Origin of the sequence: Corynebacterium jeddahense (assembly GCF_028609865.1) — a bacterium.
GTDB classification, from domain to species: domain Bacteria; phylum Actinomycetota; class Actinomycetes; order Mycobacteriales; family Mycobacteriaceae; genus Corynebacterium; species Corynebacterium jeddahense.
In genome coordinates, this window is the sequence record NZ_CP063194.1 from 1184519 (window position 1) to 1202203 (window position 17685).

At 68.3% G+C, this 17685-nt stretch carries 16 protein-coding genes and 3 tRNA genes; 18 read left to right on the forward strand and 1 reads right to left on the reverse strand.

Features of this window, described 5'->3' with window-relative positions; all coding sequences use genetic code 11:
* Positions 1 to 30: 30 nt before the first annotated feature.
* From CJEDD_RS05835 to CJEDD_RS05870, 8 genes are all read left to right on the forward strand, one after another.
* Complete coding sequence (locus tag CJEDD_RS05835; RefSeq protein WP_273657666.1) at positions 31 to 1005, forward strand: hydroxyacid dehydrogenase; 975 nt, start codon at positions 31 to 33, stop codon at positions 1003 to 1005.
* Between the two features lie 118 nt (positions 1006 to 1123).
* Entirely contained in the window at positions 1124 to 3424 is a 2301-nt protein-coding gene (locus tag CJEDD_RS05840; RefSeq protein ID WP_081764515.1) for a carbon starvation CstA family protein, read from the forward strand.
* 2 nt (positions 3425 to 3426) lie between these two features.
* Positions 3427 to 3621, forward strand: coding sequence for a YbdD/YjiX family protein (locus tag CJEDD_RS05845; protein ID WP_042406642.1), 195 nt, complete (start codon positions 3427 to 3429; stop codon positions 3619 to 3621).
* Positions 3622 to 3664: 43 nt separating this feature from the next.
* Positions 3665 to 4681, forward strand: coding sequence for a 3-isopropylmalate dehydrogenase (locus CJEDD_RS05850; RefSeq protein WP_042406645.1), 1017 nt, complete (start codon positions 3665 to 3667; stop codon positions 4679 to 4681).
* Between the two features lie 10 nt (positions 4682 to 4691).
* Complete coding sequence (locus tag CJEDD_RS05855) at positions 4692 to 6188, forward strand: hypothetical protein (protein ID WP_042406675.1); 1497 nt, start codon at positions 4692 to 4694, stop codon at positions 6186 to 6188.
* A 41-nt stretch (positions 6189 to 6229) separates the two neighbouring features.
* Positions 6230 to 8107: a DUF294 nucleotidyltransferase-like domain-containing protein gene (locus CJEDD_RS05860; RefSeq protein ID WP_042406649.1), complete on the forward strand. Its 1878-nt coding sequence runs from the start codon at positions 6230 to 6232 to the stop codon at positions 8105 to 8107.
* Between the two features lies 1 nt (position 8108).
* Positions 8109 to 8669: an exonuclease domain-containing protein gene (locus CJEDD_RS05865; RefSeq protein ID WP_415857852.1), complete on the forward strand. Its 561-nt coding sequence runs from the start codon at positions 8109 to 8111 to the stop codon at positions 8667 to 8669.
* A 40-nt stretch (positions 8670 to 8709) separates the two neighbouring features.
* Positions 8710 to 9501 carry a fumarylacetoacetate hydrolase family protein gene (locus tag CJEDD_RS05870; protein WP_042406681.1) on the forward strand — a complete coding sequence of 264 codons (792 nt, stop codon included), beginning with the start codon at positions 8710 to 8712 and terminating at the stop codon, positions 9499 to 9501.
* 5 nt (positions 9502 to 9506) lie between these two features.
* On the opposite strand, the gene CJEDD_RS05875 is transcribed toward CJEDD_RS05870, so the two are convergent.
* Entirely contained in the window at positions 9507 to 10676 is a 1170-nt protein-coding gene (locus CJEDD_RS05875) for an isochorismate synthase (RefSeq protein WP_081764516.1), read from the reverse strand.
* Between the two features lie 84 nt (positions 10677 to 10760).
* Between CJEDD_RS05875 and CJEDD_RS05880 the strand changes: the two genes are divergently transcribed.
* The 10 genes from CJEDD_RS05880 to CJEDD_RS05925 all read left to right on the forward strand — a co-directional run bounded on the left by CJEDD_RS05880 (position 10761) and on the right by CJEDD_RS05925 (position 17674).
* Positions 10761 to 11870 (forward strand): CE1 family esterase, encoded by a 1110-nt coding sequence (locus CJEDD_RS05880; protein WP_157034449.1) that lies wholly within the window; start codon positions 10761 to 10763, stop codon positions 11868 to 11870.
* A 131-nt stretch (positions 11871 to 12001) separates the two neighbouring features.
* A complete protein-coding gene (gene gltX / locus CJEDD_RS05885) occupies positions 12002 to 13498 on the forward strand; it encodes a glutamate--tRNA ligase (protein ID WP_042406651.1) in 1497 nt (498 codons plus the stop codon).
* A gap of 179 nt (positions 13499 to 13677) precedes the next feature.
* Positions 13678 to 13749, forward strand: a tRNA-Gln gene (locus CJEDD_RS05890).
* Positions 13750 to 13785: 36 nt separating this feature from the next.
* Positions 13786 to 13861 (forward strand) — tRNA-Glu (locus tag CJEDD_RS05895).
* A 60-nt stretch (positions 13862 to 13921) separates the two neighbouring features.
* Positions 13922 to 15205, forward strand: a complete 1284-nt coding sequence (locus tag CJEDD_RS05900; RefSeq protein ID WP_074432509.1) for an alpha/beta hydrolase — start codon at positions 13922 to 13924, stop codon at positions 15203 to 15205.
* A 20-nt stretch (positions 15206 to 15225) separates the two neighbouring features.
* The gene (locus CJEDD_RS05905) at positions 15226 to 15516 is read left to right on the forward strand and encodes a hypothetical protein (RefSeq protein WP_157034450.1); all 291 of its coding nucleotides are present in this window, start codon (positions 15226 to 15228) and stop codon (positions 15514 to 15516) included.
* Complete coding sequence (locus tag CJEDD_RS05910; RefSeq protein ID WP_157034451.1) at positions 15509 to 15976, forward strand: hypothetical protein; 468 nt, start codon at positions 15509 to 15511, stop codon at positions 15974 to 15976. Before CJEDD_RS05905 ends, CJEDD_RS05910 begins: the two co-directional genes overlap by 8 nt.
* Positions 15977 to 16059: 83 nt before the next feature.
* Positions 16060 to 16132, forward strand: a tRNA-Glu gene (locus CJEDD_RS05915).
* A 62-nt stretch (positions 16133 to 16194) separates the two neighbouring features.
* The gene (locus CJEDD_RS05920) at positions 16195 to 17016 is read left to right on the forward strand and encodes a PhzF family phenazine biosynthesis protein (protein ID WP_042406662.1); all 822 of its coding nucleotides are present in this window, start codon (positions 16195 to 16197) and stop codon (positions 17014 to 17016) included.
* Positions 17017 to 17095: 79 nt separating this feature from the next.
* Positions 17096 to 17674, forward strand: coding sequence for an HD domain-containing protein (locus CJEDD_RS05925; protein WP_042406665.1), 579 nt, complete (start codon positions 17096 to 17098; stop codon positions 17672 to 17674).
* Positions 17675 to 17685 lie beyond the last annotated feature (11 nt).

A 17685-nucleotide genomic window follows, 5' to 3' on the forward strand; every position in this document is an offset into this window, starting at 1 on the left:
GCTTATTCGTCGTGCCGAGGAGATCCCGCCGTGCCCGCTTCCCCCGTCGTCCTCATCGCGGATCCCCTCGCGCCCGAGGCGGAGCAGTTGCTTGTCGACGCCGCCGTGTCCGTCCGCCACGTCACCGGCGCGCAGCGCCCGGACCTGCTCGCGGCGGTGGGCGACGCCGACGCGCTCGTTGTCCGCTCGGCGACGCGGGTGGATCGCGAGGTGTTCGAGGCCGCGCCGCGGCTGCGAGTGGTCTCGCGGGCCGGGGTGGGCATCGACAACATCGACGTCGACGCGGCCACCGCCCACGGCGTCCTCGTCGCCAACACGCCGGCCGCCAACGTCCATTCCGCCGCTGAACACACGGTGGCGCTGCTGCTCGCGGCGGCGCGCAACATTCCAGCGGCGGACGCGTCGACGCGCGCGGGGCGATGGGAGCGGTCCGCGCTGCAGGGGGTGGAGCTCTACGGCAAGACGGCCGGGGTAGTCGGGTTCGGCCGCGTCGGCCAGCTCGTCGCCGAGCGGCTCGCGGCGTTCGGCATGCGCGTGGTGGCGTATGACCCGGTGTGGGACCGTGAGGCGTCGATACGCATCGGCGTCGAGTATGCCGACCTCGACGAGCTTGTCGCGCACTCCGACGTGGTGACCATCCACGTGCCGAGGACGGAGGCGACACGCGCGCTGTTTGACGCGCGCCGCCTCGCCGGCGCGAAGCCGGGGCAGATCCTGGTGAACGCGTCGCGCGGCGGTGTGGTCGACGAGCGCGCGCTCGCCGACGCCCTGCGCGACGGGCCGCTGCGGGCGGCCGGGATCGACGTCTTCGAGGAGGAGCCGCCGGCGGATTCGCCGCTGCTTGCGTGCGGGAATGTGGTGCTCACGCCGCACCTTGGGGCGTCGACACGCGAGGCGCAGCTGCGGGCGGGGGAGGCCGCCGTCGACGCGGTGCTGCGCGCGCTGCGGGGCGAGGGCGCCGACGTGCCCGGCGCCGTGAACGCCGAGGCGCTCGCCCGCCAGTAGCGCGAGCGGGCGAATATAAACCCTGGTGTTTGCGCGAACCGGCCCCGGCGCCGGCGCGGCCACGCTACACTTTCGCAAAATCGTGTGACGGAACTCACGACAAAGCGGAAGGAGTGGCATGAGCACAACGGTGCAGGGGCCGGGGTCGGGCAGGCTGGACACGTGGCCCGAGCGGGACCGGCTGGAAATCTCGGTGACGCCGGACGGCGAGGAGAAGGTCGTCGGCGTGAAGCCGGAGAAGGTCATCGGTACGACGGAGCGCGTGGTCATCGCGATCTCGGCGGTCATCGCCGCGCTCGGGTGGGGCGCGATCGCCCTCCACCGCGACGAGCAGATCAGCTCCGTGTGGATCGTCCTCGCCGCGATCGGCTCCTACCTCATCGGGTACACCCTCTATGCGCGGCTTATCGACTACCACGTGGTCAAGCCGCGCAACAACCGCGCGACGCCGGCGGAATACGTCGACGACGGCAAGGACTACGTGCCCACGGACCGCCGCGTGCTCTTCGGCCACCACTTCGCCGCCATCGCCGGCGCCGGCCCGCTCGTCGGCCCGGTCATGGCCGCGCAGATGGGCTACCTGCCCGGCACGCTGTGGATCATCCTCGGCGTCATCTTCGCCGGCGCGGTGCAGGACTTCCTCGTGCTGTGGGTGTCCACCCGCCGCCGCGGGCGCTCGCTCGGGCAGATGATCAACGACGAGATCGGGCGCGTCGGCGGCATCGCCGGCATCCTCGCCACGATGGTCATCATGATCATCATCATCGCCGTGCTCGCGCTCGTGGTGGTCAACGCGCTCTCGGACTCGGTGTGGGGCGTGTTCTCCATCGCCATGACCATCCCGATCGCCCTCTTCATGGGCTGCTACACGCGCTTCTTCCGCCCCGGCAGGGTCGCGGAGGTCTCGGCCATCGGCGTCGTGCTCCTCCTCGCCGCGATCATCGGCGGCGGCTACGTCGCGGAGACGCAGTGGGGCGAGGACGTGTTCCTGCTGTCCAAGACCACGCTCGCCGTGTGCATCATCATCTACGGCATCGTCGCCGCGGTGCTGCCGGTGTGGCTGCTGCTCGCCCCGCGCGACTACCTCTCCACGTTCATGAAGATCGGCGTGATCGCCCTGCTCGCGGTGGCGATCTTCATCGACCGCCCGACGATCCAGATGCCGGCGGTGACGCACTTCGCCCACGACGGCGGCGGCCCAGTGTTCTCCGGCTCGCTCTTCCCGTTCCTCTTCATCACCATTGCCTGCGGCGCGCTCTCCGGGTTCCACGCCCTCATCTCGTCCGGCACGACGCCGAAGCTCATCGAGAAGGAATCGCACATGCGCATCATCGGCTACGGCTCGATGCTCGTGGAGTCCTTCGTCGCCGTCATGGCGCTCATCACCGCCGTCATCCTCGACCGCCACCTCTACTTCGCCGTGAACTCCCCGGCGGGCAAGACGGCGGGCACCGAGGAAGGCGCCGCCGACTTCGTCAACTCCCTCGGCCTGCCCGGCGACCCGATCACCGCCGCCCAGCTCGCCGAGGTGGCCAGCAACGTCGGCGAGCAGACCGTGGTCTCGCGCACCGGCGGCGCGCCGACGTTCGCCCTCGGCATGTCCGAGATCATGACCAACATCGTCGGCAACGCCGACATGCAGGCGTTCTGGTACCACTTCGCCATCATGTTTGAGGCCCTGTTCATCCTCACCACCGTCGACGCCGGCACCCGCGTCGCGCGGTTCATGATGTCCGACTCGCTCAGCCACATCCCGGGGCTCGGTAAGTTCAAGGACCAGTCCTGGACGCTCGGCTCATGGATCTCCACCCTGCTCGTCTGCGCGCTGTGGGGCGCGATCCTGGTCATGGGCGTGACGGACCCGCTCGGCGGCATCAACGTGCTCTTCCCGCTCTTCGGCATCGCCAACCAGCTCCTCGCCGCGATCGCGCTCACGCTTGTCACGGTCGTGGTGGTGAAGAAGGGGCTGTACAACTGGGTGTGGGTCCCCGCCGTCCCGCTCGTGTGGGACCTCGTGGTCACGCTCACCGCGAGCTGGCAGAAGATCTTCTCCTCGGACCCGGCGATCGGCTACTTCGCCCAGCACAACCGCTTCCGGGACGCGAAGTCGCAGGGGCTTACCGAGTTCGGCAGCGCCAAGACCCCCGAGGCCATCGACGCGGTGATCCGCAACACCATGATCCAGGGCGTGCTCTCCGTCGTCTTCGCCGTGCTCGTCATCATCGTCGTCGCGGCCGCCGCGGTCACCTGCGTCAAGGCGGTGCGCATGCGGGCGGAAGGCCGAGCGATGCCCACCTCGGAGGAGCCGGACACGCCGTCGCTCCTCTTCCTGCCCCGCGGGCTCGCCCCGAGCAAGGACGAGAAGAAGGTCATGGCGGAGCTGGGCTTGCGTTTCGACGACACCTCCGGAGGCCACTAGCCGTGTCCCGCCCGCTGCACCGCGCCGGGAGCGCCGTGGTCTGGTACGTCAAGGAGCTCATGGGCGACAACGAATACGCTAAGTACTGCTCCCACCTTGCGCGCCGCCACCCGGGAGAGACCCCAGTCTCCGAGCGGGAGTACTGGCGGCAGCGCTGGGAGCGAGAATCGAACAACCCGCAGGGCCGCTGCTGCTAGCGGCCCCGGGGCTACACACATGCCAGGAAGGACAGTGGACGCGATGAAGATCGCTGTGATCGCAGGCGACGGAATTGGCGAAGAGGTCATGGCGGAGGGCCTGAAGGTTCTCCGCGCCGTGCGCGACGACGTGGAGACGACGGAGTACGACCTCGGCGCGAGGCGCTACCTGCGCAACCGCGAGACGCTTACCGACGCAGACCTGGAGAGCCTGAAACAGCACGACGCCATCCTCCTCGGCGCGGTCGGCGACCCGGAGCGCGTCCCGGCGGGCGTGCTCGAGCGCGGGCTGCTCCTGCCGCTGCGGTTCAAGCTCGACCACTACGTCAACCTGCGCCCGTCGCGGCTCTACCCGTCGTCGACGAGCCCGCTCGCGAACCCGGGCGACATCGACTTCGTCGTCGTGCGCGAGGGCACCGAGGGCCTCTACGCCGGTAACGGCGGCACGCTGCGTCAGGGCACCGTGCACGAGGTCGCCTCCGAGGTGTCCCAGAACACCTACTTCGGCGCCGAGCGCGTGGCGCGCTACGCGTTCGAGCTGGCGATGACGCGGCGCAAGAAGCTCACCCTCGTGCACAAGACGAACGTCCTCGTCAACGCCGGCGGCCTGTGGCAGCGCGTGGTCGACGAGCTTGCCGCCGAGTTCCCCGAGGTCGAGGTGGGCTACAACCATATCGACGCCGCGACGATCTACATGGTGCAGGACCCGGCACGCTACGACGTCATCCTCACCGACAACCTCTTCGGCGACATCCTCACCGACCTCGCGGGCGCGGTCACCGGCGGCGTGGGCCAGGCGTGCTCCGGCAACATCAACGCCGCCCGCGAGTTCCCGTCGATGTTCGAGCCGGTCCACGGTTCCGCGCCGGACATCGCGGGGCAGGGCGTCGCCGACCCGACCGCGATGATCCTCTCGGTGGCCATGATGCTGCGTTTCCTCGGCGACGACGCGAACGCCGACCGCATCGAAGCGGCGGTGGAGCGCGACGTCGCCGACCGCGGTGACGCGCCGGTACGCACCGCCGAGGTGGGTGACAGGATCGCCGCCGCGCTCGCGTAGGGTGGTGCGCATGTCTGTGACCCGCACCTCCGTCGCCGTCCTTAGCGCCTCGGCGCTCCTGCTCGCCGGCTGTGGCTCAGACAGCTCAGACGGCTCGGACGGCTCAGTCGGCGGGGTCGTCGACGCCGTCAAGCCCGGCAAGAGCAAGCTGAAGACCGACGGCGACGAGGTCATCCAGGACGCCGACGGCTCCGGCGCCGAGGTGTCGCAGCGCTTCTTCGACTCCTCCGACACGGTCGTCGTTGCCGCGAAGGAGCGCGACCAGCAGCTCAAAGCCGCGGCGCTCGCGGTGAAGCTGGGTGCGCCGATGCTCACGCGTGTCGACGGCACCGATGCGGCCGTTGACGCGGAAATCGAGCGACTCGGCGCGAAGCGCGTGATCAACGTGCCGGGCGACGACGCGGAGATCGGGTCGACTGAGCCCGTCGCCTCCGCGGAAAAATCCGGGGACGTCGCGGCGATCGCGGCGGTGGACCCGGGCAACCCGCGCGACCTGGAGATGCCGCCGGTGTTCGCCACGGCGCTGTCGTCGCGGGCGTCCGTCGCCACGGCGCGCGCGGCCGGCGCCGACGTGCAGGTGCTTGCGGCGGCGGACCCGCGGGCGACGTCGCAAAGCATGCGCGACGTCACGGAGCAGGATGCCCTCGCGCTCGGCCGCCAGTGGGGCTCGACCGACAACTTCCGCGAGCGCGCGGCGCTGGCGGGCAACGGCGAGCTGCCGGGCGGCGGCGGGCTGGTGTTCCCGGGGCGGCGCATGGTCGCGCTCTACGGCCACCCGTACGGCCCGGACCTCGGTGTGCTGGGCGAGCAGGACCCGGCGGCGTCCGTGGAGCTGGCGAAGAAGTTCGCCGCCGAGTACCAGCCGCTCGACGACCAGCCGATCGTCCCCGCGTTCGAGGTCATCGCCTCGGTGGCGTCCGAGTTCCCGGGCGACGACGGCAACTTCTCCAACGAGACGCCGGCGGAGGACCTCGTGCCCTACGTCGACGCGATCGTGAACGCGGGCGGCTACGCGGTGATCGACCTCCAGCCGGGGCAGGGCAACTTCCTGCAGCAGGCGAAGCTCTACGAGGACCTGCTCAAGCGGCCGAACGTGGGGCTCGCGCTCGACGCGGAGTGGAAGCTCAACCCGGGGGAGGCGCCGCTGTCGCGCATCGGCAGCGCGTCCGCGGCGGAGATCAACGAGGTCGCGGACTGGCTCGCCGCCCTCGTGCGCGACAACCACCTGCCGCAAAAGGCGATGGTGCTCCACCAGTTCAACTCCTCGATGTTCCCGGACCGCGAGAACATCGTCACCGGCCAGCCCGAGCTCGCCTGGGTGCTCCACGCGGACGGGCACGGCACGCCGGAGCTGAAGTTCGAGACCTGGAACGTGCTGCGCGAGGGCCTCGATCCGAACTTCTTCATGGCGTGGAAGAACTTCTTCGACGAGGACTCGCCGATGTTTACCCCGCAGCAGACGTACGCGGACGTGAACCCGCGACCCTGGTTTGTGAGCTACCAGTAAAAACGCCGAAAATGTGCCCCGGGCCACGATAGGCTCGGGGCATGAGCGTTGAACTGGAGGAAATCACCCGCTTCCTCGCCCAGCACGAGCCGTTTTCCACGCTGCCCGAGGACACCCTGCGCGCCCTGCCCGCATCCATGGGCATCACGTACGTGCGCCGCGGCGAGACCGTCGTCGCCGTGGGCGAGTCGAACGACACGCTCTACATCATCCGCTCGGGCGCCGTCGACGTCGTCAGCGCGGACGACATGCTGCTCGACCGCCGCGAGGCGGGGCTGAACTTCGGCTACTCCACGCTTGTGGGCGAGCGCGAGTCGCGCTACCTCATGCAGGCGGTGGAGGACAGCGTCCTGCTCATGCTCCCGCGCGAGGCGTTCGCAGGGCTGCTCGCGGAGTTTCCGGACCTCGGCCGGTTCTTCCAAACCGCGTCGCGCCGCGTGCAGGCCGCGGCGGAGGAGATCCGCGACCACGGAGCGGCAGACGTGCTGCGCACGCCGGTGCGCGACCTCTTCGTCGGCCGCCGGGCCGCGACGCAGCCGGCCACCGTCTCCATCGCCCGGGCCGCGGAGGCGATGGGTGAATACGGGGTGAGCTGCCTCATCCTCACCAGCGACCAAGGCGAGCGGGGCGGCATCGCCGGCATTGTCACGGACCACGACATGCGCGCCCGGGTGGTGGCCCGGCAGCTCGATCCGGCGCGCCCCGTGGCGGAGGTGATGACGGCGCCGGTGCGCACGATCGGCCCCGACGCGCTCGTCATCGAGGCGATGCTCACGATGGGCGAGATCGGCGTGCACCACCTGCCCGTGGTGGGGTCAGACGGCATCGCCGGGGTGCTCGACGCCGCCGACATCATGCGCCAGCTGCAGACGGACCCGATCTACCTGACCACGCAGGTGCAGCACAGCTCGCTCGACGAGCTTGAGGGAGCGTACGTGGACGCGGCGCGCGCGGCGGGGCGGTTCTTCGAGCGCGGGGCGTCGGCGGGGGAGACGCAGCGGTTCTCCACCTCCGTCGCGGACGCGGTGGCGCGGCGGCTGGGCACCTTGGCCGTCGAGAAGCTTGGGCCTCCGCCGGTGCCGTTCGCGTTCGTCGCGGTGGGCTCCCAGGCGCGCGGCGAGATGGGGCCGGCCTCGGACCAGGACAACGCGCTCGTCCTCGGCGACGGCTTCGACCCCGCGGCGCACGGCGCGTACTTCGCCGCGCTCGCCGAGTTCGTCTGCGCCGGCCTCGCCGGGGCCGGCCAGGCGCTGTGTCCCGGGAACATGATGGCCTCGAACCCGGAGTGGCGCATGACGGAGTCGCAGTGGGAGCGCACGTTCCACGGCTGGGTCACCGCGCCCGTGCCGGACGCGCTGCTGCACGCGCAGGTGTTCTTCGACTTCCGCGCGGTTTTCGGCGCGGGCGATGGCTGGGAGGGGCTCGCCGAGCGCGTGCGCGCCACGGCGCTGTCCTCGGCCCACGGCTCCGCGCGCCTGCACGTCCACCTCGCCGCGCTGGCGACGTTCCGCGAGCCGCCCGTCGGGTTCTTCCGCGGCCTCGTGGTCGAGCGCAGCGGCGAGTACGCGAACACGCTGGATATCAAGCGTGGCGGCACGGCGGCGGTGGTGCAGATGGCGCGGCTCTACGCCATCGCCGCCGGCGTCGATGCGACCGACACCGCCAGCCGCCTGCGCGCGGCGGCGGGGCAGTCGGTCTCCGCGCAGGGCGCCGCGGACCTCCTCGACGCGTACGAGTACCTCAGCGACCTCGCCATGCGGCACCAGGTGCAGCAGCTGCGCGCCGGCGAGCGGCCGGACTACCACATCGACCCGAAGCGGCTGCCCGAGCGCGACCGCGCGGCGCTGCGCGACGCGTTCGGCGTGATCAAATCCCAGCAGGCGGCGCTCGCGCAGAAGTACCAGACGAGGGCGGTGTGACGTGTTGTTCGGCCCGAAGAAGCGCCCGCTTATCGACGGTGCCCTGCTCGCCGTGGACGTCGAGACGACCGGCCTCAAGCCCGAGCGCGCGCAGCTCGTCTCCGTCGGCTGGGTGCCGGTCGATGGCCGAGTGATCGACCTCTCCGGCGCGGAGTACTTTGTCGCCGCCGGGGCACAGGTCGGGGAGTCCGCGACGCTGCACGGGGTGACGGACGACGACGTCGCCCGGCTGGGGCGCGACCCCGCGGACATCCTCGACGCGTTCCTCGCCGCGCTCGAAGGGCGCAAGCTGCTCGCGCACTTCGCGCAGATGGAGCTGGGCTTCCTGGGCACGCTGCACAAGGACGTGCGGGGGACGCCGTGGGCGCTGCACGGCAGCGAGGTGGTGGACACCTTCGCGCTCGAGCGGCGCCACATGGAGCGCATGGGCACGTACCCGCGCGGCGAGGACCTGCGCCTGGCCCGGGTACGGCAGCGCTACGGGCTGCCCGCCTACGGCAACCACAACGCGCTCACAGACGCGATTGCGTGCGCCGAGCTCTACCTCGCGCTCACGAGCTGACGAGGCGCCACTGCGGGGCCGCGGTTGTATGCTCGGTCACATGCGTTTTGGACGAATTGCAACCCCAGAAGGAATGACGTTCGCCGTCATCGACGACGAGGGCGCCACCGCGAAAGTCATCGCCGGCACGCCGTTCACGGAGCCCGAGTACACGGGCAAGGAATACCCGCTTGAGCAGGTGCGCCTGCTCGCCCCGACGCTGCCGTCGAAGATCGTCGCCGTCGGCCGCAACTACGCGGACCACGTCGCCGAGGTGTTCCAGAAGTCGGCGGAGCACCTGCCGCCGACCATCTTTATCAAGCCGTCCACCGCGGTGATCGGGCCGGACGCGGCGATCAAGATCCCGGAGTTTGCCACCCGCGTCGAGTTCGAGGGCGAACTCGCGCTCGTCGTCGGCGTGCCGTGCAAGAACGTCAAGGCTGAGGACTGGAAGTCAGTCATCCGCGGCGTGACCATCATCAACGACGTCTCCTCGCGCGACCTGCAGTTCGCGGACGGCCAGTGGGCCCGCGCGAAGGGCATGGACACGTTCGGCCCGCTCGGCCCGTGGATTGAGACCGACCTGGAGAAGTTCGACTTCGCCAACCTGCCCATCAAGGCGCACCACACCCACGACGGGGTACGGGAGACGAAGCAGGACTCGAACTCGAACCAGATGATCAAGTCCGTCGGAGAGATGGTCGAGTGGGTCTCCCAGTCGTTCACCCTGCTGCCGGGCGACGTCATCGCCACCGGTTCGCCGGCCGGCACGGCGGAGATGGTGCCGGGCGACACCATCGAGGTGGAGATCCCCGGCATCGGCACCCTGCGCAACTCGGTCGAGCGCGCCTAACGCCGCTACAAGCCCAGCGCGCGCATGATGGTGCGCAGCTTCGCCGTGGTTTCGTCAAGCTCCGCCTGCGGGTCCGAGTCGGCGGTGAGCCCGCCGCCGGCCCAGGCGCGGGCGCGGGTGCCGTCGCCGTTGACCTCGGCGCAGCGGATGGCCACCATGTACTCGCCGTCGCCGGCGGCGTCGGTGTACCCGACGGCCCCGGCGTAGAACCCGCGGTCCGACTCGGCGGTGGTGATGAGCGCCTCGGCTGCTGCCTGCGGGGTGCCGCACACCGCGGGGGTGGGGTAGAGGCGCAGCGCGAGGTCGAGCGCCGTCGGGGCGGGGTCTTTGAGCACGCCCTCGATGGGCGTGGCCAGGTGCCACATCTCGCTCGTCTTCTCTAGGACGGGGCGCTCGGGGATGCGCAGCTCGTTGCACAGCGGCGCGAGCACGCCGCGGATGTGCTCGACGACGAAGCGGTGTTCGTCGAGATCCTTCTGCGAATCCTGCAGCCCGGCCGCCGCGGCGCGGTCGGCCGCCGGGTCGTCCCGGTAGCGCGGCGCCGAACCGGCGAGCGGGAAGGACCGGACCCGGTTGCCCCGGCGGCGCACGAGCACCTCGGGGGAGGAGCCGACGAGGAAATGCCCGCGCCTGCCGGCGGGGGTGAGCTCGGCGATGAACCCGTCGCGGGTGGCGGACAGGTCGATGAGGCGGGCCGCGACGAGGCGCGGGTCGACGGGCGGGTCGAAAGCGATGTCGACGGCGCGCGCGAGGACCACTTTGTCCAGGATCGACCCCTGGATCGTCGAGACGGCGGCCTCAACGCGGCGCAGATGCTCGGCGGGGGACGGGTCGACGTCGACAAGCGAGGCGTGCAGGCGCGACCCTACACCGACGCGGTAGTAGGGGTGCGGCTCAAGCGGGCCCGGCTCGCGCACGATGCGCTCGGGGACGGTGAGCGCGGCGGGGCAGTGCTGGTCGAAGGGGAGTGCGCCGACAACCATCTCCACCTCGCCGCGCTCGATCGCCTCGACGGCCTCCCAAGCGTCGGTGAACGTGCCGCGCGCGCCCTGGGTGCGCACCGAGCCGTCCCCGCGGGAGAGCAGGAAGTCCGGCGCCGACGCGGGGCGGCCGGAGTGCGAAGCGGGATCCGGGTTGCTATCCGGGGAGGAGTCTGGTTCGGGCGACGATGACATGGGGCAACACTTTATCGCCAACGCGCTTGGGACACGCTGCCGGTCCACTTGCCGGTGTATACCACTGGGTTTATTGTTGCCTGTGTGAAAATTGGTAACGCTCTTGCGGGCGGCTTCGCCGCTGTATTAGTGGCGGCGAGCGCCCTCGTGCCGGCGCACGCGACCGCCCAGGACATGTCATCCCAGATCAGTGGCCAGATCAGTGGCCAGATCAACGGCCAAATCAACAGCGCCATCAACGACGCGAACCGGGCCGCGGCCGACGCCGCGAACCAGGCCAACGCCGAGTGGAACAAGTTCGTGCAGATGGCCAACGAGTCGCTCCCGCCGGGGTCCTCGCTGCCGAAGAACCCGATCCCGGTCCCACAGGCTCCTGCTCCCGCGCCGGCTCCCGCCCCCGTCGCGCCGCGCGCATGGTCGCCGCAGGCCCCCGCGCCGGTGGCGAACGGCACGAACGGTGAGGTCCGTGCCGCCGGCCGCAGCTACCTCATCTGGGTGCCGCGCAACTACAACCCGGCGAACCCGGTGCCGGTGATGGTCGGCTACTCCGCGTTCGAGGACTCGACCGAGAACTTCCGCAACTACTCGCGCCTGCGCGAGTCCTCCGTTGGCCGCGACGCGATCATCGTCTACCCGCGCGCCATTGGCGCCTCCTGGGAGGGCTCGCCGACCGCGTCCACCGGCCCGGGCCAGGACATCGCGTTCGTCCGCGCCATGATCAACGACGTGCAGCGCTACTACAACATCGACCGCCGCCGCATCTACGCCACGGGCATGTCCACCGGCGGCGGCATGGCCGCGGTGTCCGCGTGCCACATGGCTGACCTGTTCGCGGGCGTCGCCGGTGTCTCCGGCGCCTACTACGAGCCGGTGAACATGAACTGCCAGAACCTGCCCATCGCGTTTATGGCGCTGCACGGCACCGGCGACACGCTCACCCCGTACAACGGCACCATCCGCCGCGGCGTGCGCGTCATGGCTGTGCCGGAGCTGTTCCAGTCCTACGAGCGTCGCAACCACTGCGCCGGCGGCGTTGACCAGGCGCCGGTGGGCAACTACGCCACCCGCGTCTCGGCCCGCGGTTGCCTCAAAGGCGTCGAGGTGATCAAGGTCCACGGCTCCAACCACTTCTGGTGGTACGAGCCGTCCGCGGCCGACGAGATGTGGGCCTTCCTCATGCGCAACCCGAAGTAGCGCCCCGCTTCTCGACGAGCTCTCGCCCGCCCCGCCCTTCCCACAAGGAAGCGCGGGGCGGGCGTTTCATGGCATGGTGGGGGAGCCGGAGGCGTCGCTAAGCAGGATGCCCCGCGCGCTACCATTGCCCCATGACTGAATCCTCGAATATGCGAGTCCGCTTCTGCCCGTCGCCAACCGGAACCCCGCACGTGGGCATGGTGCGCACCGCCTTGTTCAACTGGGCGCAGGCGCGCCACTCCGGCGGCACGTTCGTCTTCCGCATCGAGGACACCGACGCCGCGCGCGACTCGGAGGAGAGCTACCAGGCGATCATCGATTCGCTCGAGTGGCTCGGCCTGGGCTGGGACGAGGGGATCAATGTCGGCGGCCCGCACGAGCCGTACCGCCAGTCCCAGCGCTCCGACATCTACGCCGAAGTGCTGCAGAAGCTTATCGACGCGGGCGAGGTGTACCCCGCCTACTCCACCAACGAGGAGGTCGCGGAACGGCACAAGGCGGCAGGCCGCGACCCGCAGCTGGGCTACGACAACTTCGACCGAGAGCTGACCCAGGAGCAGATCGACGCGTACGAGGCAGAGGGGCGCAAGCCCGTGTGGCGCCTGCGCATGCCGGATCAAGACTGGACCTGGAACGACCTCGTGCGCGGCGAGGTCACGTTCAAATCCGAGACGCAGCCGGACTTCGTGGTGGCCCGCTCCAACGGTGCGCCGCTGTACACGCTGGTGAACCCGGTGGATGACGCGCTCATGGGCATCACCCACGTGCTGCGCGGCGAGGACCTGCTTTCCTCCACCCCGCGCCAGATGGCGTTGTACGAGGCGCTCAAGCGCATTGGTGTCGCCGAGCGGACGCCGGAGTTTGGCCACCTGCCGTTCGTGATGGGGCAGGGCAACAAGAAGTTGTCCAAGCGCGACCCGGAATCGAACCTGTTCAACCACCGCGACAACGGAATCATCCCCGAGGGCATGATCAACTACCTTGCGCTTTTGGGCTGGTCGCTGTCTGCGGACAAGGACATCTTCTCCGTCGAAGAGTTCGTCGAGGCCTTCGACGTGTCCGACGTGCTGGGCAACCCCGCCCGCTTCGATCAGAAGAAGCTCGAGGCCATCAACGCCGACCACATCCGCCTGCTTACGCCGGAGGACTTCCGCGATCGCCTGCGCGACTACCTCACGGCGTACACCGACTTCCCGGCAGATTACCCGGCGGAAAAGTTCGAGGTGGCCGCCGACCTGGTGCAGACACGCATCAAGACACTGTCTGAGGCGTACGACCTGCTCAAGTTCCTGGTCACCGCGGATGAGGACCTCGTGCTGGACGAGAAGAGCGCGAAGAAGAACCTCAAGGACACCGCCATCGAACCGCTCGACGCGGGCATCGCGGCGCTCGAGGCGATCGGGGAGGCCGACTGGACGACGGCGAACATCGAGGCGGCACTGAACGAGGCACTTATCGACGACCTGGGGCTCAAGCCACGCGTCGCCTTCGGCGCACTGCGCGTCGGCGCCACCGGTGCTGCGGTGTCCCCGCCGCTGTTCGAGTCCATGGAGCTGCTCGGCCGCGAGTCCACGCTGACACGCCTGCGCGCCGCCCGCGCGGTGACGCCGTACCAGGCGGCGGAGTAGCGCTGGGGCACGCGGGCGAGTTACACCGCTGTTGTTTGCTCGCCCGCAATGTCTGCCGTTTCGGGGGATGTGCAGGCGATTTGGAGCCCGCCACGCTTCGTGGTTATAGTAATCCACGTTGTTCAGACCGAGCCGGTAGGAAATGCAGGGTGTTTCCGCAGGTAAGAGCTGGAAAACGATGGCCTATGGTGTAATTGGCAACACTACGGTTTCTGGTACCGTCATTCTAGGTTCGAGTCCTGGTAGGCCAGCTGCAAAGCTAGTAAAACAAGTTTTGCTGTCCCAATGCCCCGTTCGTCTAGCGGCCTAGGACGTCGCCCTCTCACGGCGGTAACACGGGTTCAAATCCCGTACGGGGTACCAATGCGGCGCCGCGTTCCACCCAAGGAACGCGGCGCCGATTTGCGTGGGTAGGTTATTCCCATGACCTGGAGCCTGTCATCTGTCCTCTCGTCGGCGTCCTCGTTTAACCCACTGTCGTCTATCTTCACTGGGTTTCCCAGCCGGACCGGGTCGAGCGTCCTCGACTCATCCAGCGTGCCGTGGGCGGCATCAAGCCTCATGTCCTCCACACCGCTGCTCGCAGTGCCCGCGCTGTTCCTCGCAATCCTTGGCGGAGGCATCTTCGGGAGCTCGATGTACGAGGCCACGGGAAGCTCGGAATCACCGCTGAGCTCCCGCGCAGGCAACGTGGATGAGACGTTTCCGGATGCCGACGCCAAGCCAGCGACGCTGAAGAGCGTCACACACATCGAGCACGACATGTACGAAGTCGTGGTGTACTCCCACGCCATGAGGCGGGAGGTGAAAAACGAGGTGATCCTCCCCGGTGGGCCAGGGAACGCTGAGCGGCGACCCACGTTCTATCTCCTAATGGGAGCAGATGGTGCCGCCAACGGCTGGTCCTGGCGAAACTCCTCGAAGCACCAGGAGTTCTTCCAGGACAAGCTGGTCAACGTGGTCACCCCCATCGGATCGGTGTCATCCATGCAAGCGGACTGGTACGAGGACGACAAAGAAACTGGCCGCAACAAGTGGCTGACCTACTTCACCAAAGAACTTCCACCGCTCATGGACGCACACTTCTACGGCAACGGGCGCGACGCCATCGGCGGGATCTCGCTTTCGGGCGGGCCGGCTCTACACATCGCATCCCTCGAACCCGCCCGCTTCCGAGCCGCCGCGTCTTACTCGGGCTGTCCGGCGACGTCTGGTTTCCTGGGCAACATCTACGTGTCTGAAGGTTTGAAGATGAACGGCGCGGACAAGGTGAAGATGTGGGGCCGCTTCGGAGACCCTGCATGGGTCGCGCACTCACCCGTGCTCCACCTGGACGACTTCAAGGACATCGCGTTGTTCGTTTCCGCGGCGGAAGGGGTGCCCGGAGCAATCGACGCAACGGCAACGTCCTCCGAGCGCATCGGCCCGCCCGTCGCCATTGAAGCTGCGTCCTACGCCTGTTCCACCTATTTCGTCGAGAAGGCGCGTGAAGCCGGGGTCGACGTTGAGTGGTACGGGCAAGTCGAAGGCACGCACAGCTGGGGGCTGTTCGAACTTTCCATGCGCAAGAGTTGGGACGTGATCGGGCCAGCGCTGGACGTGAAGCCCTTTACCCGCGACACCCCGGTGGTGGTGGACCTCAAGCCGTCGGAAGCCCCCCAACCTGTTGGAGGGAAGGGGTCATCGGGGTCGAGCCGTCAGCACTGACCTCGGATACATTGATCGGTGTGGACAACCCAATCTCCAACGCGCTAGCGCGCCCGGTGCAGCCGGACCTTTCAGGTCAGCTCACGCGCCTGCGTGCCCAGCGAAGCGCGATCTTCACCCCGGATGACCTCACGTCCTTCGAATCGGACGTGATGCGCCTGAATGAGGATCTGAAATCCTGGTCGCAGAACGCCCACCGATCGACAGGTGAGGTCGTGGCTATCGCAGCAGCGGTGCTCATCGGAGCGTTCGTCATGGCAGCGGCGCTGTACTGGGCCGGCGATGCTCTCTTGGGGGCGTTCGATGGCTAAGCAAAACGACAGCGGGGCCGGATGCGGCATTCTCGTTGCGGTGATGCTGTTGCTCGGAGTCATTTTGTGGCTAGTCGGGTTCGCGCTGAAACTCCTCGCCGTAGCTGTCGCGATTGCGGGTGTGTTTTACGCGGGAAAGCTTCTGCTCCAAGCGCGCGACCACACTGCCCACCGGCGTGCCATCGAGGAGGCGCAGCAGCAGGTGGCGGCGCTTGCAGCAGAAAGCGCGAGCGATCTGCGCACACTCCTGATCGACGTCGACCAGGTGGTGCGCACACGAGGTGTGGGGACAAAGTTCGAGGAGACGTTCTACAGCAACAGCGGGGCCTTGAATCAGATGGTGCGTGACATCGAGGGAGCGATCACCCAGCTGGAAACGGCGCCCGATACCGAGCTGCAGCTGCATTCCATCGCCCGGGCCGAGCGCCTGCGGGCGCAGATCCGCAACACGCTCTATTGAGGGTTTTCGCTTACCAGCTGCGGATTTGTGTTCTCCGCGGCGCGTCCTTTATTGTTACCAAGTCGCAAAACGAAAGCGAACGCGCCCCGTTCGTCTAGCGGCCTAGGACGTCGCCCTCTCACGGCGGTAACACGGGTTCAAATCCCGTACGGGGTACAACGCAGATCCCTCGATCCGGATAACGGGTCGGGGGATTTCGCATTGGTACCCTCGGCTCGGTGACTTCCCTCGACTTCTTTGAACTCGACGTTTTCGCCACCAGTCCATTCACCGGTAACCCGCTTGCCGTAGTCGCAGGCGCAGACGCGCTGACCACCGAGCAGATGCAGTCCATCGCGTCGTGGACGAACTTTTCGGAAACGACCTTCTTGCTCACGCCGGAAAGCCCCGCGGCAGATTACCGTGTCCGCATCTTCACCCCGACAGAGGAGTTTGCGTTCGCGGGCCACCCGACCCTCGGCTCGGCCAAAGCGTGGCTGGAACTCGGGGGCCAACCCAAGAAGCCAGGGTGCGTCGTCCAGGAATGCGGGGTAGGAGAGGTTGAGGTGCGTGTGCACGACGGCTCGCTCGCGTTCGCTACACCGCCCCTGCGTCGCAGCGGCCCCCTCCCAGGCGACGACCTCGGCGAGATCGTTCAGGCGTTCGCGCTCCAAGAGCAGCAGCTTATCGACGCAGCCTTCGGTGACAACGGCCCCGGCTGGAAACTCGGGCTCCTCGACAGCGTGGACACGCTCCGCGGTCTGACGCATCCACGGGTGCCTGGGCTCAAGGTCGCGTTCGCGGCGCTGACCGGCGGGAATGATCCGGCCTACGAACTGCGCGCGTTCACCCCGACGTTTGAGGACCCGGTGACGGGCAGCGCGAACGGCGCGATGGCTCAGTGGTTACGGGCCCGCGGGGACGTGCCCGCCCGCTACACCGTCGCGCAGGGGATGGCCTTGGGCCGAGATGGCCGGGTCCAGATCGTCGACGACGGGGATGCGCTGTGGGTGGGTGGTGCGGTTGAGGTGCGGGCGCGTGGCAAACTTGCCGTCGATTAGCACAAGTATGCGATAGACTCCTCGTTGTGTCCGAGGCGGGTCGTATCCTGAGATCGTTCCCGACCGAAAGGACCCTCCTATGGCAGATAACTTCGCCCTCACGGGCGCGTCTCCCCGTCTCATCCGCGCCATCAACGTCGCGGCGTGGGCGCACCGCAACCACACCCGCAAGGGCACGGACATCCCCTACGTCTCGCACGTGTTTGGCGTGATGCACCTCGTCTCCCAGGTCACCGACGACGAGGACGTGCAGATTGCGGCGCTGTTCCACGACATCCTCGAGGACGTGCCCGAGGAGTACTCGCGTGAGCAAATGGCGCAGGATTTCGGCGAGCGCGTGGTACAGCTCGTCCTCGGGGTGACCAAGGACGACACGCTGACAAGCTGGCAGGACCGCGCTGATGCGTACCTCGCCCACTTGCGCCAGGCGGATGACGGCTCCGTGATGGTCTCCGCCGCCGACAAGCTGCATAACTTGCTGTCCATTCTCGCGGACCACACAGAGCTGGGGGACGAACTTTGGGGCCGCTTCAACTCCGGCAAGGAGCGCCAGCAGTGGTGGTACCGCTCGATTTACACGGTGGCGGCCGAGCGCCTGCCCGGCAATCCGCTGGTGGAGGAGCTGGGGAGGCGGGTCGACGAGCTCGAGAGCCTCTAACGCATAGGGTG